The following is a 24,489-nucleotide window of genomic DNA, read 5'->3' on the forward strand; positions in this document are numbered from 1 at the left end:
TCCGTCATCTATTCTGGACCTGCCCGCAGGCAGGCGACAGAAGAAAATGCTTAATTTTTGCTGATTTACCCTTCTTTGCAAATGTTGAGGGTTAATCAAACGGCGGCGGAGCCAGCACCTCACGGTTACCGTTGTGCCCCTGCTCGCTCACGATGCCCTGCGCTTCCATCTGCTCGATGATACGTGCCGCGCGGTTATAGCCGATGCGGAACTGACGCTGCACGCCAGAGATGGAGGCTTTACGTTTTTCAGTGACGAAGTTAACCGCCTGATCGAATAACGGATCCAGCTCTTCACCGCCGTCAAAGCCACCGCCGCCACCATCGCTTTCGCTGTCGGAGGTAATACCGTCAACGTACTGCGGACGTCCGCGCGCTTTCCAGTCCTGCACCACCGCGTGTACTTCCTGGTCGCGAACGAACGCACCGTGTACGCGCACCGGTGAGGTGGAGTTCGGGCCGGAGTACAGCATGTCCCCCATTCCCAGCAGAGACTCAGCGCCGCCCTGGTCGAGAATGGTACGGGAGTCAATTTTGCTCGAAACGGTAAACGCGATACGAGTCGGTATGTTCGCCTTAATCAGGCCGGTGATAACGTCTACGGACGGACGCTGGGTCGCCAGCACCAGGTGAATACCTGCCGCACGCGCTTTCTGTGCCAGACGCGCGATCAGCTCTTCCACTTTCTTACCGACGGTCATCATCAGGTCGGCGAATTCATCCACCAGCACGACGATATAAGGCAGTTTCTCCAGCACCGGATGCTGTGCATCCATACTGTCACCCGGTTTCCAGTAAGGATCCGGGATTGGACGGCCCATGCGCGCCGCCTCGGCGATTTTCTCGTTATAGCCGGCCAGGTTACGCACGCCCAGCGCAGACATCAGCTTGTAGCGGCGCTCCATCTCGTTGACGCTCCAGCGCAGGGCGTTGGCGGCGTCTTTCATGTCGGTGACCACTTCCGTCAGCAGATGCGGAATGCCTTCGTAGACCGACAGTTCGAGCATTTTCGGGTCGATCATGATGAAACGCACATCTTCCGGCTGCGCTTTGTAGAGCATGCTGAGGATCATGGCGTTCACACCGACGGACTTACCGGAACCGGTGGTACCCGCTACCAGCAGGTGAGGCATTTTCGCGAGGTCAGCCACCACCGGGTCGCCGGCGATATCTTTACCCAACACTACGGTCAGCGGGGATGGGTTATCGCGGAACTTGGTGTTATCCAGCACTTCGCGCAGGTAAACGGTCTGACGTTTCTTGTTCGGCAGCTCAAGGCCAACGTACGGTTTACCCGGAATCACTTCCACCACACGTACCGCAACGGTCGACAGAGAACGCGCCAGATCGCGGGACAGGTTAGAAATGCGCGCGGCTTTGACGCCCGGCGCCAGGTTAAGTTCGAAACGGGTAATAACCGGGCCCGGTGAGTAATTCACCACGTCCGCCTTGATGCGGAAGTCTGCCAGACGGGCTTCCACCAGACGGGCCATCTGCTCCAGAGCAAACGTATCAACCGGCTCGACTTCAGCCGGCGGCGGCGTCAGCAGATCCAGCGACGGCAGCGGCGTGCTCGGACGCTGCAGCGGACGGCTGTCACCGTTACGCATCAGCAGCGGGTGAATTAGGCTCTCCTGAGGCTGTGGCGCTGGCTGCTGGAACTGCGGCGGCTGTTGTTGCGGCTGCTGCGGTTGCGCATACGGCTGCTGAACAGGTTGCTGCGGCTGCGCGTATGTCTGTGCCTGCGGCGCCGGCTGCTGGCGCACAGGCTCTGCTTCAGGCATCACGCTCGGGGTGAACAGAGGCTCGCTCGGACCATCATCCACCAGATCTTTCATTGGTGAGAACTCGAAATCCGATAATGAGAACGGGTTCGCGCCAGCAGGCTGTTCACCGGAGTAACGTTGCTGCTGGGTTGCCGCAAACTGACGCGCTAATTCGGCTTCAGCCGCGTCATCTTCGTCTTCCAGCATCGGTTCATCGTGCTGATAGGCTTCACCGTAGCGCTGATTCTGCTGCGCGGCGAACTGGCGGGCCAGTTCGTCCTGCTGCATTTCATCGGCATCATCTTCATAGTCCGTCTCACGCGCTTTTTCTTCGGCCATCCGCTGGGAAGGCAGCTTGATACCATAGGAGGCAAGCTCACGACGGGTTGGAACGCGGACGCGGTTAGGGCGAGGCAGTTGGGGACCAATTCCCTCTTTCACCTGCGGACGCGGCGCACCGCCCGTTGCCAGGCTAAATACCGGTGCTGCCGCCGCTGAGGCCGCAGTAGCCTGCTTCACGCTTTCCGCTACGGGGGCAACAGCAGGCGTCGGGTCGACCGGCGGAACCGAAACTGAAGGTGCCTTTGTAACCGGCTCCTGCACCGGTTCAGGCACAGGCTGATACCATGCAGCCAGCTGTTCGCGTTCACGAGCCCGGCGTTCTTCAACTTCTTCAAAATAGTACATTGGCGGACGAGACGGTTTCACCTCTTCCACCACCTCAGGTTCAGGATGAGGCTCCACATAAGGCTGCGCGGGTTCAACCGGTTCAGGCGCATACGCCTGATAAGGCTGGGCCGCAGGCTGCTCATAGTGCTGCGGTTCATACTCAGGTTGCGGCGGCTGATAAGGCTGCTGCCACTGCTCCTGCTGCACAGGGACATAGCTCTCTGGTTCAGGCGCGATAACGGGCTCCGGCGTGTGGACACCCGGTGCAGTCTGCCAGGCAACCTGAGGCTGCTGGATAGCGGATTCCGGTGGTGGAACCGGCGCGGATGGCATCACGGCTTCGACAGGGGCGGCATACGCCTGTGCTGCGGTCGTTGCTGCTGCGGCTGCGGCAACCGGCGCGGTAACGGTATGCCCGTTAAGCAGCGGATCGTATTCATCGAAATCACCCGGCATCGCACGGTTGCCGGAGAAAAGCACATCATCAGGATCTACTGCGCTACCCGCTGCGCGGTACTCAACCTGCTCATCTTCATCCATACGCTTACCGGAGAAGAGCGCCGCATCGGTTTTGCGTCCAAGCGGGTTAGCAAATTTTTCAGCAACGCGCTGGCGACGCGCCAGGGCACCACGCAGAATACGAGCACGACGAGATTCACGACGCTGCACCGGCGCATCGTCTTCCTCTTCGTACTCATCTTCATATTCTTCTTCATCGACCCACGTGTCGTCGCGGCGGGTACGGTTGCTCGCGAAGGTCAGGATCGTAAGAATAAAGCTTCCGATCTTCTCGGCAATGCTCACCCATGACCAGCCGGTAAACAGCGTCAGCCCTGCCGCCCAGATGCAGAGCAGCGCCAGCGTGCCGCCGCTGCTGTGAAGCATCGGCTGTAGCGCAGAGCTCAGCAGGCTGCCAATTACCCCGCCGGAGGCGAAGTACCAGATATCATCGGCGTTAATCGCCGCCAGCCCGCAGGAGGTGAGGATCAGCGCCAGCGCGCCAATCAGGCGCAGGGAAACCGCGAAATAATCGATGTAATCATCGTTCTGACGATGACGCCATGCAAACCAGCATCCGCCAATAATAATGACGGGAATGGTATAGGCCATTACACCGAAAATGAAAAAGAGCGTGTCCGCAAGCCAGGCTCCGGGTACGCCGCCTAAATTATGGATAGGCTCATGCCACGCGGTTTGCGACCAGCTGGGATCGGAGGGGTTGAAACTGAGTAAGGCTGCCATCAGCCAGACGGCAAAAAGGGCAATAACGATCAGCAAAGCCTCGAGGAGACGACGTCCGCTGCTTAGCTTCGATAGTGTGACTTGTTTGTCTTCAGTGTATTCCTGGCTCAAGAAAGGCTCTCCAGGTATCAGGCATATCCTGCCTGTTTGCTAAAACGGACAACAGCGCCGGGGCTCCCCGGCACTGTTGCTGTATGGATTAACAGGAGTGTAATCAAACTACGCTGATTTTGCACCTGTTCCGTGTTAGCGCGTCTTAATAACCAGACGATTGCTCTGTTTGACCTCTTCCATCACCACATAGGTACGGGTGTCGTTCACGCCTGGCAGACGCAGCAGGGTTTCCCCCAGCAGCTTACGGTAGGCGGACATATCAGGCACACGGGTTTTCAACAGGTAGTCGAAATCACCGGACACCAGATGACACTCTTGAATTTCTTCAAGTTTTTGTACAGCGGCGTTAAATTGCTCAAACACATCCGGCGCACCACGATTCAGAGTAATCTCAACAAATACCAGAAGTGAGGCATCCAGATAATGCGGGTTCAGCAGAGCCGTATAGCCCTGAATAAAACCCTGTCTTTCCAGTCGGCGCACACGCTCAAGGCACGGCGTCGGGGAAAGTCCCACACGTTTTGAAAGCTCGACGTTGGAAATACGCCCATCCTTTTGCAATTCATTAAGAATGTTACGATCGATACGGTCGAGATCTTTGCCAGGGCGCTTCTTGCTATCTACCATTATTATTGTCTCTCTGTATTCCTTCCCTACTCCTGCCTGGACCCTGTGCACATCACTGTTCAGAGCCTGTACCCGTTAGTCATCACATCGCCTGGTTATGTATTAGACGCGATGCGGATTCGGGTTCTGTTGGTAAGAAGACCGCTGCCCGAAGGCTGTCACCGACATCACGTATGGCGTCTGTCCACGCCATGCGTAGATTTCACTGACACGGTAAAAATGGCATTTACGTGCATGCCTATGCGGCATACGGTTAACGCGGTTTTTTTTCTTCCTTGAATGTTTTCGCAAATGCGCAGGGGATTGTCAAAGCAAAACATCGTTTTTTAGTACAAGATGCCGGATATTCATTACGGGGGGGTATTAATCCTCATTTTACTGCCTTATAAACGAGCGGTTTTAAGTAGAAAACGTGATGTAACGGCGCAAGATTCATCGGGCGCAGCTATTGCATATATCGAAAGCAAAATCCCAGCGCTCTTTTTTTACGGCAACAAATTCCCTACAATCCAGCCCATTGCCTGCCAACAACAATGGGGATCTCATGGGCACGACCAAACACAGTAAGTTGCTAATCCTTGGTTCTGGACCTGCGGGATATACCGCGGCGGTCTATGCTGCACGCGCAAACCTGCAGCCGGTACTGATCACTGGCATGGAAAAAGGCGGTCAGTTGACCACCACCACGGAAGTGGAAAACTGGCCGGGCGACCCGAACGACCTGACCGGGCCGCTGCTGATGGAACGCATGCACGAGCATGCTGCTAAGTTCGAAACCGAAATCCTGTTCGACCACATCAACAAGGTTGACCTGCAGAACCGTCCGTTCCGCCTGACGGGCGACAGCGGCGAATACACCTGCGACGCGCTGATCGTCGCTACCGGGGCCTCTGCCCGCTACCTCGGCCTGCCGTCTGAAGAAGCGTTCAAAGGCCGCGGCGTCTCTGCCTGCGCCACCTGCGACGGTTTCTTCTATCGTAACCAGGAAGTCGCGGTTATCGGCGGCGGCAACACCGCGGTGGAAGAAGCGCTTTACCTGGCGAACATTGCCTCTGAAGTGCATCTGATCCACCGTCGTGACACCTTCCGCGCCGAGAAGATCCTGATTAAGCGCCTGATGGATAAAGTGGCGAGCGGCAACATCGTGCTGCACACCAACCGTACCCTGGAAGAAGTCACGGGCGATCAGATGGGCGTTGCGGGTCTGCGCATTCGTGATACCCAGAACACCGATAACGTCGAAACGCTGGAGGTGGCGGGTCTGTTTGTGGCTATCGGCCACAGCCCGAATACCGCGATCTTCGAAGGCCAGCTGGAGCTGGAAAACGGGTACATCAAAGTGCAGTCCGGCAGCCACGGTAACGCGACCCAGACAAGCATCCCGGGCGTGTTCGCTGCCGGTGACGTAATGGACCATATTTACCGTCAGGCGATCACCTCTGCGGGCACCGGCTGTATGGCCGCGCTGGACGCTGAACGCTATCTCGATGGACTGGCTGAACAAGGTAAATAATCTTTACAAGTCAGTAACAAACGTAAATAAAGGCGGCCACAGGTCGCCTTTATTTTTGCTCGCGTGTAACATGCAGATGTCTAATTTCTTATAACGTCACCTGCAAAATACGCAATGGAAAAAACCCGTCAACAAGAGTTAACACGCTGGCTGAAACAGCAAAGCGTTATTTCCCGCCGCTGGCTTACGATCTCCCGTCTTTTGGGGTTCGTTAGCGGTCTGTTGATTGTTGCCCAGGCATGGCTGCTGGCCCGCATTCTTAATCACATGATCATGGAGAACATTCCCCGCGAAGCGCTCCTGCTGCCCTTTATTGTTCTGATCCTGGTTTTTGTCCTGCGCGCCTGGGTGGTGTGGCTGCGTGAGCGCGTCGGCTTCCACGCCGGACAGCATATCCGCTACGAGATCCGCCGTCAGGTGCTGGATCGCCTTCAGGAAGCCGGGCCCGCGTGGATCCAGGGTAAACCGGCCGGAAGCTGGGCGACGCTGATCCTTGAGCAGATCGACGATATGCACGATTACTACGCGCGCTATCTTCCGCAGATGGCGCTGGCGGTTTTCGTTCCGCTGCTGATTGTTATCGCCATTTTCCCCGTCAACTGGGTGGCGGCAGTGATCCTGCTGGGCACCGCCCCGCTGATCCCGCTGTTTATGGCGATGGTCGGCATGGGTGCGGCTGATGCCAACCGCCGCAACTTCCTGGCATTGGGCAGGCTGAGCGGACATTTCCTCGATCGCCTGCGCGGGATGGAAACCCTGCGTATTTTTGGTCGCGGTGAAGCGGAAACCGAGAATATTCGCCTGGCATCACAGGACTTCCGCCAGCGCACGATGGAGGTGTTACGCCTGGCGTTCCTGTCTTCCGGCGTGCTGGAATTCTTTACCTCGCTGTCGATTGCCCTCGTGGCGGTTTATTTCGGTTTCTCCTATCTCGGCGCGCTGGATTTCGGCCACTACGGCACGGCAGTCACCCTCTCTGCCGGTTTCCTGGCGCTCATCCTGGCCCCGGAGTTTTTCCAGCCGCTTCGCGACCTGGGCACCTTCTATCATGCCAAAGCGCAGGCCGTTGGCGCGGCCGACAGCCTGAAAACCTTCCTGGAGACGCCTCTGGCGCACCCGGAGCGCGGTGACGTGACGCTGAATGCTAAAGACCCCGTGACCATTGAAGCGCAGGACTTTTCCATTCTGTCACCTGAAGGCAAAGTGCTCGCGGGTCCGCTGAACTTTACCCTGCCAGCCGGAAAACGCGTGGTGCTGGTCGGCACCAGCGGTTCCGGGAAAAGCTCTCTACTGAATGCGCTATCCGGTTTTATGGCCTACACCGGTTCGCTGCGGATAAACAAAGCTGAACTGCGTAATCTCGATCCCGACGCCTGGCGTAAGCAGCTCAGCTGGGTCGGACAAAACCCGCAGCTTCCTGCCTCCACGCTGCGCGAAAACGTGCTCCTGGCGCGCCCGGATGCCCGTGAAGATGAACTACAGTCCGTTCTCGACCGCGCCTGGGTCAGCGAGTTTCTGCCGCTGCTCCCGCAAGGAGTTGATACCGTGGTCGGCGACCAGTCCGCCGGGCTGTCAGTCGGACAGGCGCAGCGTGTGGCCGTTGCCCGCGCGCTGCTTAACCCGTGCCAACTGATGCTGCTGGATGAGCCCGCCGCCAGCCTGGATGCCCACAGCGAACAGCGCGTCATGGAGGCCCTGAACGCCGCATCCCGGCAGCAAACCACTCTGATGGTCACCCATCAGCTGGAAGGCATTGCCGACTGGGACCAGATCTGGGTGATGGAGAACGGCCGAATTGTTGAGCAAGGCGATTACGCCGCTCTCGTTGCCGCGCAGGGGCCGTTCGCCGCCCTGCTGGCGAATCGTCAGGAGGACATCTGATGCGTGCTCTGCTGCCTTATCTTGCGCTCTATAAACGCCACAAATGGATGCTGACGCTGGGGATCGTGCTGGCGATTGTGACGCTGCTCGCCAGCATCGGCCTGCTCACGCTTTCAGGCTGGTTCCTGTCGGCCTCCGCCGTCGCAGGGTTCGCCGGATTATACAGCTTCAACTATATGCTGCCGGCGGCAGGTGTGCGGGGTACCGCCATTACCCGAACTGCCGGACGCTATTTCGAGCGGCTGGTCAGCCACGACGCGACGTTCCGCGTTCTGCAGCACCTGCGCATTTACACCTTCAGCAAACTGCTGCCCCTCTCCCCTGCCGGGCTGGCGCGTTTTCGTCAGGGTGAGTTACTTAACCGTGTCGTTGCGGATGTCGACACGCTGGACCACCTTTACCTGCGGGTGATCTCCCCGATTGTAGGCGCGTTTGTAGTGATTGTAGTGGTCACGCTGGGGCTGTCCGTTCTGGATGTTCCCGTTGCGCTGACGCTGGGTGGAATTATGCTGCTGACGCTCCTTATTCTGCCGCCGCTGTTTTATCGCGCCGGGAAATCCACCGGGGAAAACCTGACGCGTCTGCGCGGGGATTATCGCCAGCAGCTGACCTCCTGGCTTCAGGGGCAGGCAGAGCTGACTATTTTTGGTGCCAGCAAGCGCTACCGCGCCCGACTGGAAAATACGGAGCTGAACTGGCATGACGCCCAGCGCCGTCAATCTGAACTGACGGCCTTCTCGCAGGCGCTGATGGTGTTAATCGGCGGCGTGGCGGTGATCGCCATGCTGTGGCTGGCTTCCGGCGGGATTGGCGGTAATACCCAGCCAGGCCCACTAATTGCGCTCTTCGTTTTCTGCGCGCTGGCCGCTTTTGAGGCGCTGGCCCCGGTGACAGGCGCCTTCCAGCATCTTGGACAGGTGATCGCCTCTGCCCTGCGCATCACCCAGATTGCCGAGCAGGAGCCTGAAGTCAGGTTCAGCGCAGCGCAAACCGCCGTGCCTGAGCAGGTGGCGCTGAAGCTTGATAACGTGGCCTTCGCCTATGACAAGCAGGCCCAGAACGCGCTGGACGGTATCAACCTTTCTGTTAATGCAGGGCAGCGGATGGCGATCCTCGGCCGTACCGGCTGCGGTAAGTCGACGCTGCTGCAGCTGCTGACGCGGGCCTGGGATCCGCAGCGCGGTCAGATTCGTTTTAATAATACGCTGCTGACCGATTTCAGCGAGCAGGCCCTGCGCAAGACCGTGAGCGTCGTTCCACAGCGCGTGCATCTGTTTAGCGCCACCCTGCGCGATAACCTGCTGTTGGCCGCGCCAGAAGCTTCGGACGATGATCTTCGCGCCGTACTGGAGCAGGTCGGACTGCAAAAGCTGCTTGAGGACGAAGGTCTCAACAGTTGGCTGGGCGAAGGCGGTCGTCAGCTTTCAGGCGGAGAGCTACGCCGTCTGGCCATTGCGCGCGCGCTGCTGCATGATGCGCCGCTGATGCTGCTCGACGAACCGACAGAAGGGCTTGATGCGACAACCGAGAGTCAAATCCTTGATTTGCTGGCGAACGTGATGGCAGGAAAAACCGTCCTGATGGTGACGCACCGCCTGCGCGGGCTGGCAAGTTTTGATCGGATAATTGTGATGGACAACGGGCACATTATTGAGCAAGGTAGTCACGCAGAGCTGTTGGCGAAACAGGGTCGCTACTATCAGTTCAAACAGCGTCTGTAGACTATATTTGTAGCGTCCTCACTCGCGTACTGGAGTTTTGCTGTCATGCGCCTGGTCCAGCTTTCTCGTCATAACATCGCGTTCCCTTCGCCGGAGGGAGCGCTGCGTGAGCCAAACGGGCTGCTGGCCCTTGGCGGTGACCTTAGCCCTGCGCGGCTATTAATGGCGTACCAGCGCGGCATTTTCCCGTGGTTTTCTCCGGGCGACCCGATTTTATGGTGGTCTCCCGACCCGCGCGCCGTGCTGTGGCCAGAGCAGTTCCATCTGAGCCGCAGCATGAAGCGATTCCATGCAAAATCCCCGTACCGTGTAACGCTGAATCACGCCTTTGGACAGGTGATCGAAGGCTGTGCCGAAGATCGCCATGAAGGGACGTGGATCACCCGCGATATCGTCAACGCCTATCATCAACTCCATGAGCTTGGCTACGCCCACTCCATTGAGGTTTGGGAAAACGGAGAACTGGTTGGCGGCATGTACGGCGTGGCGCAAGGGACGCTATTTTGCGGCGAGTCGATGTTCTCCCGTGCGGTCAACGCCTCGAAAACCGCGCTGCTGGTCTTCTGCCAGGCCTTTGCCCAACGCGGCGGGCGTCTGATCGATTGTCAGGTGCTCAATGAGCACACCGCCTCCCTCGGTGCCGTTGACATCCCGCGACGACAGTATATCGAGCATCTGGACGCCTGCCGTCAGGAGAAGCTCCCGCGCGACTTCTGGATCCCCAGAACGCTCTTTATGCCCAATGCCTAAATGTTTTCCGCATATTTTTTGTGAGGGTGTTATAATTATGCCGCAGAGTAGCTTCTGCCTGTTGCCCCGCCGCCGTTTGGGACCTTCGCTTCAGATAACGTCCTGACGTTTATCCTGTTGTATCCCCTTTACGAATGCGCTTTCCGTTCGGTTGTACCGTGACGCTTGGGCAATGCGCCGAAACTGTTTTGCTGCGTTTTAAACGCGCAATTCTTTACTTAATTGATGAATTTCGGCATTATCTTGCCGGTTCAAAACTTGGTAGTGATACCCCAGAGGATTAGATGGCCAAAGAAGACAATATTGAAATGCAGGGTACCGTACTTGATACGTTGCCTAATACCATGTTTCGCGTAGAGCTGGAAAACGGTCACGTGGTAACTGCGCACATCTCCGGTAAAATGCGCAAAAACTACATCCGCATTTTGACGGGCGACAAAGTGACTGTTGAACTGACCCCGTACGACCTGAGCAAAGGCCGCATTGTCTTCCGTAGTCGCTAATTGTTTTCGCCTGTAATGGCAGATGAATATTTAAAAGGTCGGGATTATCCCGGCCTTTTTTATTTATGGTTTTAATGTTGCTGCGTCGGAAGATGTATTGTCATCCAAGGTTGTACAGGAGCGATTAAATCCCCCGCCATAGAATGGGCCATGTCGTGGAGTAATCCCGTCAGGTGCGGCAACATTTCGCGGTCAAAATGCGACACCAGCAGCACGTGGTTTAACGCCCGGCAGTAGTCGCATTTCGTTTCTGTATCTTCCAGCAACCACTCTTTTTGTCGCGGTTGTTCCGCTTCGTCCTCAAATTCCACCACCTGAAAATCACGCATTGATTCAGTGAGGCCGGATTTCAACTCTTCCAGGTAAGCTCCGAGACAACGGCAAACGGGCTACGTTTGCGGGGGTGATTTGCAGTCGAGGAGGATTTCGGTGAGCAGTTTGCAGCGCTCGGCGAGGGTTGGGAGATCGGGGTTGAGGGAGAGTTCGGTGTAGAGTTGGGCGAAGCTATTAATATCAGTCATAGGTGATCCTTTATGCACGTAAGATTGTCTGTGCACACACTTTCAGGACGCCAATCCCGGCACCTGATTTTGCAGGTACGCCGCCATTTTATTACTATGGATTTATCCAGCAACAGTCTTCGAAAGAAACTGGAAAGCGCCTCGCAAAATTCTTCTGCGGTCTGTTCCCCTCACCCTAACCCTCTCCCCAAATGGGCGAGGGGATTGTTCACTGCTCGCATTAATTTGTGGAGATTCCTCAGCCCACAGGGAGAGGAAGAAAAGCGGGCACAAAAAAGCCGGGTTAAAAACCCGGCTTTTGAACTAAAACAACTTAGTGAGCCGCTTCCGGCTTGTGCTTCGCCGCACTCTGGAAATCGTACGTCAGTTCGTTCTTCGCCTGGTCCAGCGCCACGGTCACCTGACCGCCATCCACCAGCGAGCCAAACAGCAGCTCGTTCGCCAGCGGTTTCTTCAGGTTGTCCTGAATCACGCGCGCCATCGGACGGGCCCCCATCGCGCGGTCGTAGCCTTTCTCGGCCAGCCAGTTGCGGGCCTCCTGGCTCACTTCCAGCGACACGCCTTTCTGATCCAGCTGAACCTGCAGTTCGACGATGAACTTATCCACCACCTGATGGATCACCTCGGTAGACAGGTGATCGAACCAGATAATGTTGTCCAGACGGTTACGGAACTCCGGCGTGAAGATCTTCTTGATCTCCTCCATCGCATCGGTGCTGTTATCCTGGTGGATCAGGCCGATGGATTTACGCTCGGTTTCACGCACCCCGGCGTTGGTGGTCATCACCAGCACCACGTTGCGGAAGTCCGCCTTGCGCCCGTTGTTGTCGGTCAACGTCCCGTTGTCCATTACCTGCAGCAGGATGTTGAACACGTCCGGGTGCGCTTTCTCGATTTCATCAAGCAGCAGAACCGCGTGCGGATGCTTGATCACCGCGTCGGTGAGCAGGCCGCCCTGGTCAAAGCCCACATATCCCGGAGGCGCACCAATCAAACGGCTGACGGTGTGACGCTCCATGTACTCGGACATATCAAAACGCAGCAGCTCAATGCCCAGCGCTTTGGAGAGCTGAACCGTCACCTCGGTTTTCCCCACGCCGGTCGGGCCAGCGAACAGGAAGGAACCGACAGGCTTGTGGTCATGCCCCAGTCCGGCACGGGCCATTTTGATCGCTTCGGTTAAGGCCTCAATGGCTTTATCCTGACCAAAGACCAGCATTTTCAGGCGATTGCCGAGGGTGCGCAGCGTGTCGCGGTCGCTCTGAGAAACGCTCTTCTCAGGGATACGCGCGATGCGGGCCACCACGGACTCAATATCCGCCACGTTAACGGTTTTCTTACGCTTGCTGGCCGGCATCAGACGCGCACGCGCCCCTGCCTCATCAATCACGTCAATCGCCTTATCCGGCAGATGACGGTCGTTGATGTATTTCACCGCCAGCTCCACCGCCGCACGGACCGCTTTCGCGGTGTAACGCACGTCGTGGTGCGCTTCGTACTTCGGCTTCAGGCCGTTGATGATCTGCACCGTTTCCTCGACGGACGGTTCGGTCACGTCGATTTTCTGGAAGCGGCGCGCCAGCGCACGGTCTTTCTCAAAGATGTTGCTGAACTCCTGGTAGGTGGTGGAACCAATCACGCGGATCTTGCCGCTGGAGAGCAGCGGTTTGATCAGGTTCGCGGCATCCACCTGGCCACCGGAGGCCGCCCCTGCGCCGATGATGGTGTGGATCTCATCGATAAACAGGATGCTGTTGGTATCCTGCTCCAGCTGTTTCAACAGCGCCTTGAAGCGTTTTTCAAAATCACCGCGGTATTTGGTGCCCGCCAGCAGCGAGCCGATATCCAGCGAGTAGATGGTGCAATCGGCAATCACTTCCGGCACGTCGCCCTGCACAATGCGCCAGGCAAGGCCTTCGGCAATCGCGGTTTTACCCACGCCGGATTCCCCCACCAGCAGCGGGTTGTTCTTGCGGCGACGGCACAGCACCTGGATCGCACGCTCCAGCTCTTTATCGCGGCCAATCAGCGGGTCGATACCGCCAACGCGAGCAAGCTGGTTAAGGTTGGTGGTGAAGTTTTCCATACGATCCTCCCCGCCTGCTTGCTCTTCATTGTTATTGACCTGATTGCTGGAGTCCGATGCCTGGTTAGGCTCGTCTTTGCGCGTTCCGTGAGAGATAAAGTTAACCACGTCGAGGCGGCTGACTTCGTGTTTGCGCAGCAGGTAGGCAGCCTGTGACTCCTGCTCGCTGAAGATGGCGACTAAGACGTTTGCGCCAGTCACTTCGCTACGTCCGGAAGACTGGACGTGGAATACCGCGCGCTGCAGCACGCGCTGGAAGCTGAGCGTCGGCTGCGTGTCGCGCTCCTCTTCACTGGCTGGCAGCACCGGTGTGGTTTGTTCGATGAAGGCTTCGAGTTCCTGACGTAGCGCCACCAGATCCACGGAGCAGGCTTCCAGCGCTTCGCGGGCAGATGGGTTGCTAAGCAGTGCGAGCAGTAAATGCTCGACGGTCATAAACTCATGTCGGTGCTCACGCGCTCTGGCGAAAGCCATATTTAAACTGAGTTCCAGTTCTTGATTGAGCATAGGCACCTCCCCCAATTTTATGCCTTATCAGGCCTTTTCCAGCGTACACAGCAACGGATGCTCGTTCTCCCTCGCATAGTCGTTCACCATCGCCACTTTGGTTTCCGCCACCTCGGCGGTAAAGATGCCGCAGATAGCTTTGCCACGATAATGAACGGTAAGCATCAGTTGCGTTGCACGTTCTACATCATAAGAAAAGAACTTTTGTAGCACGTCAATAACAAATTCCATCGGCGTGTAATCATCGTTCATTAACATAACTTTATACATAGATGGCGGTTTTAGCGCGTCACGCACTTTGTCTTCCGCCAGCTGGTCAAAATCCAGCCAGTCGTTGGTCTTACCCATTTTGCATAACCACTTTGAATCTACCTCAGATGTTAGATAACAATCATCTATTACTGTCATCCGCGATGTCTGTCACAAACTGTTGCAATAGCGTTAACTGCTTCAAACTTTGGTTGATTATTGTCCCAACTCCAGCGCCAAACGCTTGACGACGTCTTTCGTTTATCTAAATTGTACAAGCGTGAGATGGCGAGGTTTTGAACAGCCCCCACTCCACCACCGGTTCATTCCATCTTAATTTATAAGATTTACGAAGGATGTCGAAGCATGGAAATGGGTACTGTTAAGTGGTTCAACAACGCCAAGGGGTTTGGCTTCATCTGCCCCGAAGGCGGCGGCGAAGATATCTTCGCTCACTATTCCACCATTCAGATGGATGGTTACAGGACGCTCAAAGCCGGGCAATCCGTCCGGTTCGATGTACACCAGGGGCCAAAAGGCAATCATGCAAGCCTTATCGTACCCGTTGAAGCAGAAACGGTTGCATAGCTCTCTGTTTTATTGTGTACATCCCGCAGTCAAAATGCCAGCCCGATCGGCTGGCATTTTTATTTTCGGGTTATTCCCGAGCCAGCGCGTCCACAGGATCCAGCCGCGCCGCGTTGCGCGCAGGCAGCCAGCCAAACAAAATGCCGGTAAAGGTGGAGCACAAAAACGCGGTGAGTATCGCCATCGGCGAGAAGCCAATCTCCCAGCCGGGTAAAAAGAGCTGGAGCGCAAAGGCAATCATCATCGAGAGCGCAATGCCCATCGCGCCGCCCACCAGACACACCAGCACCGCCTCAATCAGAAACTGCTGGAGCACGTCGCTGGCCCTGGCCCCTACCGCCATGCGGATGCCAATCTCCCGGGTGCGTTCGGTCACCGACACCAGCATGATATTCATCACCCCGATACCGCCAACAACCAGCGAGATCACTGCCACCAGCGTCAGGAACAGCTGAAGGGTACGTGTGGTCTTTTCCGCCGTTTTCAAGAGGCCGTCCATATTCCAGGTGAAGAAATCCTTCTTCCCGTGGCGCAATGTCAATAGCCGCTCCAGTTGCTGTTCCGCCAGCGCGCTGTCATAGCCCTCTTTCACGCGCACGGTGATGGAATTGAGCCAGGACTGGCCCATAATCCGCCCGGAGATGGTGGTATACGGCAGCCAGACGCGCAGGATCTTGCTGCTGCCGAACATCGACTGCTTCTCTTCCGCCACGCCAATAACCGTGGCAGGCATATTGCCGACCAGGATCACTTCGCCCACCACGTTCGCTTTATTGGGGAAGAGCTGTCTGCGCGAGTTGGCGTCCAGCACCACCACCTGCGCCCTGCCCGCCAGCTGTTCGGCGTTGAAGGTGGCGCCTTCGCTGAAGGTCATGCCGTAGACGTTAAAGTAATCGCCGCTCACGCCGTTAGCGCTGGCCGCCACGTCGATATTGCCGTAGCGCAGACGCAGGTTTTGCGAAACCGCAGGCGTGGCGGAGTTCACCCACGGCTGCTTCTGGATGGCCGCCAGATCGTCATACTTCAGCGCCTGCTGATACTGCGGCTCGTCGTCACCAAAGTCTTTGCCGGGATAAACGTCGATGGTGTTGGTGCCGATAGCGCGAATATCCGCCAACACCAGCTGCTTGGCCGCATCGCCCACCACCACTATCGACACCACCGAGGCAATACCGATGATGATGCCGAGCATGGTCAGCAGGGTGCGCATTTTATTGGCCGCCATCGCCAGCCAGGCCATGGTCAGCGCTTCACGAAAGCCGCTGGAGAACTGTCCCCAGCCGGTCGAAGCAGGCAGCGCTTCCTTCGGTGCCGCCGTTCTGGCCTCGCGCGGCGGCGGGTTGCTCACCAGCTCACCGTCGCGGATCTCGATAATGCGTTCAGCCTGGGCCGCCACCTGCGGATCGTGGGTAACGATAATCACCGTGTGGCCCTGATCGCGCAACTGATGCAGGATCGCCATCACCTCTTCGCCGGAATGGCTGTCGAGCGCTCCGGTCGGTTCATCCGCGAGGATCACCTGCCCGCCGTTCATCAGCGCACGGGCAATACTCACGCGCTGCTGCTGGCCGCCGGACAGCTGCGACGGCTGGTAATCCACCCGCTCCGCCAGCCCCAGACGCGTTAACAGCCCCTTCGCGCGCTCAAGGCGTTTCTTCCGCTCAACGCCCGCATACACCGCGGGCACCTCTACGTTTTGCGCCGCGCTAAGGTGAGAGAGCAGATGGTAACGCTGGAAGATAAAGCCAAAGTGTTCCCGGCGCAGCTTCGCCAGGGCGTCGCCGTCCAGCGTTGAGACGTCCGTCCCGGCCACGCGGTAGGTACCGCTGGTGGGCTTATCCAGGCAGCCGAGAATGTTCATCAGCGTCGATTTACCGGAACCCGACGCGCCTACGATCGCCACCATCTCGCCCGCCTCCACCCGCAGGGAGATGCCCTTCAGCACCTCCACCGGGCCGTCGCCCGACGGATAGCTGCGACGAATGTCATTCAGTTCAAGCAGCGCGGTCATTTAGCGGCTCCGGGCAGGCTTTCGCTGACAACAACCTCCTCGCCCTCTTCCAGCCCTTTGACCACCACCACGTCGGTGTCGTTGCGCGCGCCAATCACCACCTCGCGCTCGCGCGTCTCGCCGTTGCGCAGCACTTTCACCTTATAGCGATTGTCCCCGGCGGATTCACCCAGCGCGGAGAGCGGAACGGTCAGCACGTTCTTCACGCCGGTCAGCTGGATATGCACCTGGGCGGTCATGTCCAGACGCAGCACGCCCTTCGGGTTCGGGACTTCGAAACGCGCATAGTAGAATATGGCGTCGTTAACCTTTTCCGGCGTCGGCAGGATATCTTTCAGCACGCCTTCGTAGCGGGTTTGCGGGTCGCCGAGTACGGTAAACCAGGCGTTCTGCCCCGGCTTAAGATGGATCACATCCGCCTCGGAGACCTGGGCCTTCACCAGCATGGTGCTCATGTCCGCCAGCGTCAGAATGTTTGGCGCCTGCTGGGCGGCAATTACCGTCTGGCCCTGCAGCGTGGTAATTTGCGTCACTTCCCCGGCCATCGGCGCGACGATCTTTGTGTAATCAAGGTTGGTTTTCGCCGTATCCAGCGAGGCCTGATTACGCTTGATTTGCGCGTCAATCGTACCAATCTGCGCCTGTTTCACCGCCAGTTCAGTCGCGGCGGTGTCTAAATCCTGCTTTGAAATAGCCTGGGTTTTCGCCAGGGCCTGCTGGCGGGTCAGCGTTACCTGCGCCAGGTTACGCTCTGCCTGCGCCTGCGCACGCTGCGCGCGCAGCTCCATCAGCGTAGCTTCCACTTCGCGGATCTGGTTCTCAGCCTGCTCGGGATCGATAACGCCAAGCAGCTGGCCTTTTTTCACCTTGTCGCCAATCTCTACCGACAGCGTTTTCAGCTGGCCGCTGACCTGCGCGCCGACGTCAACTTTGCGCAGCGCATCAAGTTTGCCCGTCGCAAGGACGTTTTGCTGCAGTTCACCGGGACGAACGATCAGCGTCTGGTACTGCGGCACAGGCGCGTTGAGCACCTGCCATAACCAGAATCCACCGGCTACAATCACCAGCGCCAGCAGCAGAAACAGCGTTCTGCGTTTTCCCTTGAGGTTCATAAATATTCCAATTAAATGTTCTGGCAATAATAAACGTTGATTCTATCTAAACGACTCCTTAACGAAACCCCCGTTCTCCGAAATCACCTTAATTTGTTTACAAGACGTTGATATTTCCCCTGCTGAAATAGCGGTATTCCAAAAGACTCAGGATTTATCATGTCTTCTATCGTCGATACACCTCTTTCAAACCTGACGCAGCCGACATCCGGCTGGCAGCTCTTCAAAAACCTGGCGTTCGGTAAGATCGCGCCCGGCCTTGCATGGCAGAACCCCGCCTATCGCCGTAAGTTCATGCTGCGTTCGCTGGCAACGCCCGTGAGCACGTCTCGCCTGTTAACGAACCTCGCTAAGCAGCCTCGTCTGATGCAGATGTTGCAGGTGCAGCCCGGTCTGCCGTGTCGGCTTCACCGTCCCTGGCTGACGGTGAAAATGGACCGTCAGCATGCGCTGGAATCCCTGAACTGGCACTATGAGGCCATGAGCCGCCAGCTTCCGGCCACGCTCCTGAAGGGCTATCTTTCGACGCAGGGGACTACGCTGCTGACCTTAACCGGGAAAGATGACCTGCCATTTACCGTCCGCCTGTGTGCCGATGCGTTTCTGGATAAAGAGGGCGAGGCCACACTCACCTTCTGCGACGGTCAGAATACGGTGCTGGCGGAGCTAACCTTCACGCTCTGCCAGTTTGAAGGAAAATCGACGCTGTTCATCGGCGGTTTGCAGGGCGCGAAAGCGCATGTTCCCCATGAGCAGATCCAGAAAGCGACGAAGGCCTGCCACGGCCTGTTCCCGAAACGCCTGCTGGTTGAAGCCGCCATGACGTTCGGCGCCGCATTCCCGGTCGCGCAGATTGTTGCCGTCAGTAACGCCACCCATATTTATCGCAGCTGGCGCTACCGCAAGAAAAAAGAGGGGAAACTGCTGGCCGATTACGACAGCTTCTGGAGTTCCCTCGGTGGGGAAAAACAGGATAGCGGCCACTTTATGCTGCCGCTTGCCATGCCGCGTAAACCGATGGACGAGATTGCGAGCAAAAAACGTTCTGAATATCGCCGCCGCTACGCGCTGCTGGATTGCCTCATTCAGCAGGTAGAACAGGCAACCCGGCGTTAATCCGCCCTTCCGCGTGCCAGCCACAGCACGCGGGAGAACATTTTCCGCAGCAGCGTCGGAACGGCCTCCACGCCCCGCCTTCCCGCTTCCGTCGCCACTTCAATGGCTAAATCCGGTTTCGACGAACGGTGAATAGCTTTGGCGATCACGCGCCGCATGTTCATTGGTACGTCGATCGGCACCATCGCAATGCGGTGGAATACGTCGTCAAAGCCCTGACGGTACATAAAATGCTCCATGTCCATCGCGGGCAGCATCGTTAAGTGGTCGCGCTCTTCTTCCCGCTCGTTGTTCAGCAGGCTGCGCACGGTTGAGGCATATTTTTTCCCCGCCTCGTCACCGTCCACCAGCACATGCCATTCAATTCCCATTCGGCGGGCAAATTTTATCAGCGGTTTTAATCCCGACTGGGCAAATTCGATGACCTTAATGCCCTCTGCATCAAAATGGTGGCCGCACTGGCGCGCCAGTTCGTTGATGACCCAGGTTTCCGTTTCCCCCTCAACCAGCAGCCAGCAGCGGGCAAAGAGCGACGAGGCGCGATTAAAGCGAATGTGAAACGCGATACGCCGCCCGTCTTCGGCATTCATCCCGCCGGGTCCGAGGCGGTACGCGGATACGCGGGAGGACTCGCGCACCAGACGGCAGATGTGCTCCACCGGCGTCAGCGATAGCAGCTCACCGGAATTGGTGGTGGTAATCCGCTGGAGCGGCAGCAGATTGAGCAGGTGCCATGCCACGGAGAGCATGATGGGGTGCAGGCGCGTTTCCGGGTCTTCCACCAGCAGCAGCGGCCGTGCGTCCCGGTCAAGACGCACGGTGCCCTTCGCCTGCAGAAGCGTTGAAAACAGCCCCAGTAAAATCACCCGATGGGTACGCCCGCCGGGCCGGTCAATCATCCGGTTGATGATGTCGAGATAGCGCCAGCTGCGCTGTTCATCATGAGAGCGGCGGCGCATCAAACGATGGCGGGACTCCGACGTCCCCTGCTCGGAAAAGTAGTGCTCCAGCAGCTGCACCATCGCGGACAGCCCCTGACGAATTTGACCATCGGTAAGATTCTGCGGACGCGACACCAGCTCTCGCGCCAGAAAATCCAGCTCGCGGGCGGTGACTTCCACTTCCGGCATGTTCGGTACGGTGCCGTTACGAATACGGCGCATAAAGCGCGCATCGCGCAGGCGTAACACCGGCGTCAGGCGGATCAGATGACGCGCAAGATCGTCGATATTCTCCAGCGGGATCGGATTGGCTTTCTCATCGAGGAATTCACGCAGGGTCAGTACCCCCTCGTTTTCCGCCATCTCCCCTTCCAGACGATAGAAAATCCGGTGGAAACCGTCGTCGCAGGGCACCCAGCAGGGCGACAGCGGACGGAAGCGACGCACGCGGTGACGGCCGGGCTCGGATTCGCGGAACGTCAGGATGATATGCAGATGCTTCTCGCGGCCCGTCACGTCGCCGGGCGGGAACCAGAAATCATCGTGAACAAAGTGGTACAAATCATCTTCGGGTGAAAGCAGCAGCGTCAGCGCATCCAGCAGGCTGGACTTACCCCACGCGTTCTCGCCGATCAGGACGTTGTTCTGCTCCAGCTGAAGCGACAGGCGGTTAATACCGCGAAACCCGACAATTTCCACACGTTCGAGAAGCATAAATCCCCCGCGAAATGATCACTTTTTCCTTTAAGTTATCAGCAGTATAGCGGCAGGAATCCTGGCACGACAGCAGAACATTCATCCTTGTGAGATTTGAACTATGCTCTATTTACCGCTGACTTGAACAAGGATTGACATCACATTGCCTTAAATCAAATTAATCGAATTTATTTAAGTGGCGAAGGGGTGTTGTTGGTTTTTAAAATACGGGCTCTTTGAGTCGTCATCCCTTTATGGCGATATATCCCGCGCGCGGGAAAACGCGTGGAAAATAATTTTGAGGTGGTTATGTTTAGAAAATTGGCAGCAGAGTGCTTTGGTACATTCTGGCTGGTATTTGGTGGCTGCGGTAGTGCCGTTCTGGCAGCAGCATTCCCGGAATTAGGCATTGGTTTTGTCGGCGTCGCGCTGGCGTTTGGTTTAACCGTATTAACCATGGCGTTTGCCGTAGGGCATATTTCCGGCGGTCATTTTAACCCGGCGGTGACATTAGGTTTATGGGCGGGCGGCCGTTTCCCGGCGAAAGAGGTTATTGGCTACATCGTGGCGCAGGTGGTTGGCGGTATTATTGCGGCGGGCGTTCTGTACGTCATTGCCAGCGGTAAAGCGGGCTTTGACGCAGCGGCCAGCGGCTTCGCCTCTAACGGCTTCGGCGAACACTCTCCGGGCGGTTATTCCATGCTGTCTGCCATCGTCATTGAAATTGTGCTGACCGCAGGCTTCCTGCTGGTGATCCACGGCGCAACCGACAAATATGCGCCAGCAGGTTTTGCGCCTATTGCCATCGGTCTGGCGTTGACGCTTATCCACCTGATTTCTATTCCGGTCACCAACACCTCTGTTAACCCGGCGCGCAGCACCGCGGTGGCCATTTTCCAGGGCGGCTGGGCGCTTGAGCAGCTGTGGCTGTTCTGGGTGATGCCGATCGTCGGCGGTATCCTGGGCGGCGTGCTGTATCGCACCCTGCTGGAAAAACGCGATTAATCTATCCCTCCCTCTCCCCATGGGAGAGGGCCGGGGTGAGGGCAACAGGCCGCACATACAAGCCGGGTAAGGCGCAGCCGCCACCCGGCTTTCTTTTGCCGCTTTACTGAATAGCCTTTATTGGGTAGTGTCTCTGGCGCTTAACGAATACTCAAAAGGACCGGCTGTTCATGTTTTCAGGACTCCTCATTATTCTGCTGCCCCTGATTGCGGGCTATCTTATTCCGCTGCGTCATGAATCGGCCTTAAAGCTTATCAACCGTTTTCTCAGCTGGATTGTTTACGTCATTCTGTTCTTTATGGGGATCAGCCTGGCCTTCCTGGATAATCTGGCGACGAATTTACTTTCCATCCTGCATTATTCTGCGGTCACCGTGGTGGTTATTTTGCTGTGCAATATTGCCGCCCTGATGTGGCTGGAACGCACTATTCCATGGAAAAATAATCACCACCAGGAAAAGCTGCCCTCCCGAATTGCAATGGCGCTGGAATCATTAAAGCTCTGCGGCGTCGTGGTGCTCGGATTTCTTCTGGGCCTTACCGGATGGACATTTTTACAGCACGCAACAGAGGCCAGCGAATATACCCTGATCTTCCTGCTGTTCCTGATTGGCATTCAGTTGCGAAATAACGGCATGACGCTGAAACAGATCGTCCTGAACCGTCGGGGAATGATCGTTGCCGTTATGGTTGTCGCCAGCTCAATGGTGGCGGGCGTCATTAATGCCTTTATTCTCGATCTGCCTCTGAAGACCGGCCTGGCGATGGCCTCCGGGTTCGGCTGGTACTCCCTCTCCGGTATTCTGCTGACCGAATCCTTCGGCCCGGTCATCGGCAGCGCCGCCTTCTTTAACGATCTGGCGCGAGAGCTGATTGCCATCATGCTGATCCCGGGTCTGGTTCGCCGCAGCCGCTCAACGGCGCTGGGCTTGTGCGGCGCGACGTCGATGGACTTTACCCTGCCGGTCCTTCAGCGTTCAGGCGGGCTGGAGATGGTGCCCGCCGCCATCGTACACGGCTTTATTTTAAGTCTGCTGGTTCCGGTTATGATGGCCTTCTTCTCCGCCTGATACTTCTTTGGCGGTAGGTTTCCTGCCGCCAAAATTGCGCTAAATCAATCTCCCCCTATTTTGTAGCAGAAAGCCCTTTTCACCGTTCAGGCACAGGCATAACCTTAAACATGTATATCAAATATAACTTTAACAGGTGTGATTATGTTTTGTGTGCAATGTGAACAAACCATCCGTACCCCGGCAGGCAATGGCTGCTCTTACGCACAGGGTATGTGCGGCAAAACCGCAGAAACATCAGACCTGCAGGACCTGCTGATTGCTGCCCTGCAAGGCCTTTCCGCATGGGCGTTCAAAGCCCGCGAATACGGCATCGTCGACCATTACGTTGACAGCTTCGCTCCGCGCGCCTTCTTCTCCACGCTGACCAACGTTAACTTCGACTCTCCGCGCATTGTCGGCTATGCCCGTGAAGCGATTGCCCTGCGCGAAGCGCTGAAGGCGCAGTGCCTGAAGGTGGATGCTAACGCTCATGTGGACAATCCTATGTCAGAGCTTCAGCTGGTGAGCGACGACCTGGGCGACCTCCAGCGCCAGGCGGCAGACTTCACCCCGAATAAAGACAAAGCGGCGATTGGCGAGAATATTCTCGGCCTGCGCCTGCTGTGCCTGTACGGCCTGAAAGGCGCTGCGGCCTATATGGAGCACGCGCACGTGCTCGGTCAGTACGACAATGACATCTACGCCCAGTACCACAAGATCATGGCGTGGCTGGGTACCTGGCCTGCCGATATGAACGCCCTGCTTGAGTGCTCAATGGAAATCGGCCAGATGAACTTCCGCGTGATGAGCATTCTGGACGCCGGTGAAACCAGCACCTACGGCCACCCGACGCCGACGCAGGTCAACGTGAAAGCGACCGAAGGCAAGTGCATCCTGATTTCCGGTCATGATCTGAAAGATCTCTACAACCTGCTGAAGCAGACCGAAGACACCGGTGTTAACGTCTATACCCACGGCGAAATGCTGCCGGCGCACGGCTACCCGGAGCTGCGTAAATTCAGGCATCTGATCGGTAACTACGGCAGCGGCTGGCAGAACCAGCAGGTGGAGTTTGCCCGTTTCCCGGGCCCTATCGTGATGACCTCTAACTGCATCATCGACCCTACCGTAGGCGCGTATGACGACCGCATCTGGACCCGCAGCATCGTCGGCTGGCCGGGCGTGAGCCACCTCGAAGGCGACGATTTCGGTCCGGTTATCGCCCAGGCGCAGCAGATGGCGGGCTTCCCGTACAGCGAAATTCCGCACCTGATCACCGTCGGCTTCGGTCGCGAGACGCTTCTCGGCGCCGCTGACTCGCTGATCGATCTCGTCAGCCGTGAAAAGCTGCGCCACATCTTCCTCGTCGGCGGATGTGACGGCGCGCGCGGCGAACGTAACTACTTCACCGATTTCGCCACCCGCGTGCCGGAAGACTGCCTGATCCTGACCCTGGCGTGCGGTAAATACCGTTTCAACAAGCTGGACTTCGGCGACATCGAAGGTCTGCCGCGCCTGATCGATGCGGGCCAGTGTAACGATGCCTACTCGGCCATTATTCTGGCGGTCACGCTGGCGGAAAAACTGGGCTGCGGCGTCAACGATCTGCCGCTCTCCCTGGTGCTCTCCTGGTTTGAGCAGAAAGCGATTGTCATCCTGCTCACCCTGCTCTCTCTGGGCGTGACCAACATCGTGACCGGCCCGACCGCGCCAGGCTTCCTGACGCCGGACCTGCTGGCCGTGCTGAACGAGAAATTCGGTCTGCGTTCAGTCACCAACGTTGAAGATGATATGAAGCAACTGCTGAGCGCGTAAGGAGC

General features: G+C 57.2%; 17 protein-coding genes and 2 pseudogenes. 11 read left to right on the plus strand and 8 right to left on the minus strand.

The window, feature by feature from the left end; genetic code table 11:
- Positions 1–91: 91 nt before the first annotated feature.
- Both AB8818_RS06715 and lrp read right to left on the minus strand, forming a co-directional pair.
- On the minus strand, positions 92–3,787 hold the full coding sequence (locus AB8818_RS06715) for a DNA translocase FtsK 4TM domain-containing protein (RefSeq protein WP_192982969.1): 3,696 nt from the start codon (positions 3,785–3,787) through the stop codon (positions 92–94).
- Positions 3,788–3,922: 135 nt separating this feature from the next.
- Complete coding sequence (gene lrp, locus AB8818_RS06720; protein ID WP_000228469.1) at positions 3,923–4,417, minus strand: leucine-responsive transcriptional regulator Lrp; 495 nt, start codon at positions 4,415–4,417, stop codon at positions 3,923–3,925.
- A gap of 544 nt (positions 4,418–4,961) precedes the next feature.
- Between lrp and trxB the strand changes: the two genes are divergently transcribed.
- The 6 genes and pseudogenes from trxB to infA all read left to right on the plus strand — a co-directional run bounded on the left by trxB (position 4,962) and on the right by infA (position 10,785).
- The gene (trxB, locus tag AB8818_RS06725) at positions 4,962–5,930 is read left to right on the plus strand and encodes a thioredoxin-disulfide reductase (RefSeq protein WP_371199855.1); all 969 of its coding nucleotides are present in this window, start codon (positions 4,962–4,964) and stop codon (positions 5,928–5,930) included.
- 114 nt (positions 5,931–6,044) lie between these two features.
- On the plus strand, positions 6,045–7,811 hold the full coding sequence (cydD, locus tag AB8818_RS06730; protein ID WP_192982967.1) for a cysteine/glutathione ABC transporter permease/ATP-binding protein CydD: 1,767 nt from the start codon (positions 6,045–6,047) through the stop codon (positions 7,809–7,811).
- Positions 7,811–9,532: a cysteine/glutathione ABC transporter ATP-binding protein/permease CydC gene (gene cydC, locus AB8818_RS06735; protein ID WP_166710623.1), complete on the plus strand. Its 1,722-nt coding sequence runs from the start codon at positions 7,811–7,813 to the stop codon at positions 9,530–9,532. The genes cydD and cydC overlap by 1 nt, the downstream gene beginning before the upstream one ends.
- 45 nt (positions 9,533–9,577) lie before the next feature.
- Positions 9,578–10,282, plus strand: a complete 705-nt coding sequence (gene aat / locus AB8818_RS06740; protein WP_061098712.1) for a leucyl/phenylalanyl-tRNA--protein transferase — start codon at positions 9,578–9,580, stop codon at positions 10,280–10,282.
- A gap of 183 nt (positions 10,283–10,465) precedes the next feature.
- Positions 10,466–10,639, plus strand: a pseudogene (locus AB8818_RS06745) (hypothetical protein); the annotation flags it as partial.
- The gene (gene infA, locus AB8818_RS06750; RefSeq protein ID WP_002211347.1) at positions 10,567–10,785 is read left to right on the plus strand and encodes a translation initiation factor IF-1; all 219 of its coding nucleotides are present in this window, start codon (positions 10,567–10,569) and stop codon (positions 10,783–10,785) included. The pseudogene AB8818_RS06745 and the gene infA, both read left to right, overlap by 73 nt.
- Before the next feature lie 71 nt (positions 10,786–10,856).
- On the opposite strand, the pseudogene AB8818_RS06755 reads toward infA, so the two are convergent.
- The 3 genes and pseudogenes from AB8818_RS06755 to clpS all read right to left on the minus strand — a co-directional run bounded on the left by AB8818_RS06755 (position 10,857) and on the right by clpS (position 14,247).
- Positions 10,857–11,306: pseudogene (locus AB8818_RS06755) on the minus strand (hypothetical protein).
- A 313-nt stretch (positions 11,307–11,619) separates the two neighbouring features.
- The gene (clpA, locus tag AB8818_RS06760; protein ID WP_008499992.1) at positions 11,620–13,899 is read right to left on the minus strand and encodes an ATP-dependent Clp protease ATP-binding subunit ClpA; all 2,280 of its coding nucleotides are present in this window, start codon (positions 13,897–13,899) and stop codon (positions 11,620–11,622) included.
- Between the two features lie 27 nt (positions 13,900–13,926).
- A complete protein-coding gene (clpS, locus tag AB8818_RS06765; protein WP_006174393.1) occupies positions 13,927–14,247 on the minus strand; it encodes an ATP-dependent Clp protease adapter ClpS in 321 nt (106 codons plus the stop codon).
- A gap of 267 nt (positions 14,248–14,514) precedes the next feature.
- On the opposite strand from clpS, the gene cspD reads away from it, so the two are divergent.
- Positions 14,515–14,736 (plus strand): cold shock-like protein CspD, encoded by a 222-nt coding sequence (cspD, locus tag AB8818_RS06770; protein ID WP_006809408.1) that lies wholly within the window; start codon positions 14,515–14,517, stop codon positions 14,734–14,736.
- A gap of 70 nt (positions 14,737–14,806) precedes the next feature.
- On the opposite strand, the gene macB is transcribed toward cspD, so the two are convergent.
- Both macB and macA read right to left on the minus strand, forming a co-directional pair.
- Entirely contained in the window at positions 14,807–16,747 is a 1,941-nt protein-coding gene (gene macB / locus AB8818_RS06775) for a macrolide ABC transporter ATP-binding protein/permease MacB (RefSeq protein ID WP_116340990.1), read from the minus strand.
- Positions 16,744–17,859, minus strand: a complete 1,116-nt coding sequence (gene macA, locus AB8818_RS06780; protein WP_061098716.1) for a macrolide transporter subunit MacA — start codon at positions 17,857–17,859, stop codon at positions 16,744–16,746. Before macA ends, macB begins: the two co-directional genes overlap by 4 nt.
- A 159-nt stretch (positions 17,860–18,018) precedes the next feature.
- On the opposite strand from macA, the gene AB8818_RS06785 reads away from it, so the two are divergent.
- A complete protein-coding gene (locus AB8818_RS06785) occupies positions 18,019–18,975 on the plus strand; it encodes a VirK/YbjX family protein (RefSeq protein ID WP_192982965.1) in 957 nt (318 codons plus the stop codon).
- Here AB8818_RS06785 and AB8818_RS06790 read toward each other — a convergent pair.
- A complete protein-coding gene (locus AB8818_RS06790) occupies positions 18,972–20,630 on the minus strand; it encodes an ATP-dependent endonuclease (RefSeq protein WP_192982963.1) in 1,659 nt (552 codons plus the stop codon). The genes AB8818_RS06785 and AB8818_RS06790 overlap by 4 nt on opposite strands.
- Positions 20,631–20,921: 291 nt before the next feature.
- On the opposite strand from AB8818_RS06790, the gene aqpZ reads away from it, so the two are divergent.
- The 3 genes from aqpZ to hcp all read left to right on the plus strand — a co-directional run bounded on the left by aqpZ (position 20,922) and on the right by hcp (position 24,484).
- Positions 20,922–21,617: an aquaporin Z gene (gene aqpZ, locus AB8818_RS06795; RefSeq protein ID WP_014831264.1), complete on the plus strand. Its 696-nt coding sequence runs from the start codon at positions 20,922–20,924 to the stop codon at positions 21,615–21,617.
- A gap of 170 nt (positions 21,618–21,787) precedes the next feature.
- Positions 21,788–22,687 (plus strand): lysine exporter LysO family protein, encoded by a 900-nt coding sequence (locus AB8818_RS06800; RefSeq protein WP_163328567.1) that lies wholly within the window; start codon positions 21,788–21,790, stop codon positions 22,685–22,687.
- 144 nt (positions 22,688–22,831) lie between these two features.
- On the plus strand, positions 22,832–24,484 hold the full coding sequence (hcp, locus tag AB8818_RS06805) for a hydroxylamine reductase (RefSeq protein WP_163328565.1): 1,653 nt from the start codon (positions 22,832–22,834) through the stop codon (positions 24,482–24,484).
- Positions 24,485–24,489 lie beyond the last annotated feature (5 nt).

Origin of the sequence: Enterobacter sp. KB-280D8 (assembly GCF_041399405.1) — a bacterium.
Lineage (GTDB): Bacteria > Pseudomonadota > Gammaproteobacteria > Enterobacterales > Enterobacteriaceae > Enterobacter > Enterobacter cloacae_N.

Coding starts and splice junctions, on each gene's coding strand:
- aat (WP_061098712.1), top strand. CDS start 9,578: ATGCGCCTGGTCCAGCTTTCTCGTCATAACATCGCGTTCCCTTCGCCG.
- clpS (WP_006174393.1), bottom strand. CDS start 14,247: ATGGGTAAGACCAACGACTGGCTGGATTTTGACCAGCTGGCGGAAGAC.
- AB8818_RS06800 (WP_163328567.1), top strand. CDS start 21,788: ATGTTTTCAGGACTCCTCATTATTCTGCTGCCCCTGATTGCGGGCTAT.
- trxB (WP_371199855.1), top strand. CDS start 4,962: ATGGGCACGACCAAACACAGTAAGTTGCTAATCCTTGGTTCTGGACCT.
- infA (WP_002211347.1), top strand. CDS start 10,567: ATGGCCAAAGAAGACAATATTGAAATGCAGGGTACCGTACTTGATACG.
- lrp (WP_000228469.1), bottom strand. CDS start 4,417: ATGGTAGATAGCAAGAAGCGCCCTGGCAAAGATCTCGACCGTATCGAT.
- AB8818_RS06790 (WP_192982963.1), bottom strand. CDS start 20,630: ATGCTTCTCGAACGTGTGGAAATTGTCGGGTTTCGCGGTATTAACCGC.
- aqpZ (WP_014831264.1), top strand. CDS start 20,922: ATGTTTAGAAAATTGGCAGCAGAGTGCTTTGGTACATTCTGGCTGGTA.
- AB8818_RS06785 (WP_192982965.1), top strand. CDS start 18,019: ATGTCTTCTATCGTCGATACACCTCTTTCAAACCTGACGCAGCCGACA.
- cydD (WP_192982967.1), top strand. CDS start 6,045: ATGGAAAAAACCCGTCAACAAGAGTTAACACGCTGGCTGAAACAGCAA.
- cydC (WP_166710623.1), top strand. CDS start 7,811: ATGCGTGCTCTGCTGCCTTATCTTGCGCTCTATAAACGCCACAAATGG.
- clpA (WP_008499992.1), bottom strand. CDS start 13,899: ATGCTCAATCAAGAACTGGAACTCAGTTTAAATATGGCTTTCGCCAGA.
- hcp (WP_163328565.1), top strand. CDS start 22,832: ATGTTTTGTGTGCAATGTGAACAAACCATCCGTACCCCGGCAGGCAAT.
- macA (WP_061098716.1), bottom strand. CDS start 17,859: ATGAACCTCAAGGGAAAACGCAGAACGCTGTTTCTGCTGCTGGCGCTG.
- macB (WP_116340990.1), bottom strand. CDS start 16,747: ATGACCGCGCTGCTTGAACTGAATGACATTCGTCGCAGCTATCCGTCG.
- cspD (WP_006809408.1), top strand. CDS start 14,515: ATGGAAATGGGTACTGTTAAGTGGTTCAACAACGCCAAGGGGTTTGGC.